We start from the raw sequence: 257 nt of genomic DNA, 5'->3' as shown, positions 1-257 counted from the left end.
CTATTACAAGATCCCGCTGGGCAAGGCGCGGCAGGTCACCGAAGGCGACCGGCTGACCGTCCTCGCCTATGGCACGATGGTCCATGTGGTCGAGGCGGTGTGCCGCGAGAAGGGCGTCGGAGCCGACATCCTCGACCTGCGTACGCTGGTCCCGCTCGACATCGAGGCGAGCGAAGGCTCGATCGAACGCACCGGTCGCTGCCTGACCGTGCATGAGGCGTCCCGCCCGAGCGGTTTCGGGGCGGAGCTTTCCGCGC

Annotated in this window: 1 protein-coding gene; it reads left to right on the top strand. The window is 68.1% G+C overall.

Translation table 11 applies throughout. The features are described from left to right. The coding region (locus AC2Q9J_RS18205) for a transketolase C-terminal domain-containing protein (protein WP_499042124.1) at positions 1-257 on the top strand (257 nt) is incomplete at both ends.

This window comes from Planococcus sp. RAB007_Raresut (assembly GCF_057369535.1).
This window is presented reverse-complemented; position numbering and strand designations above follow the sequence as displayed.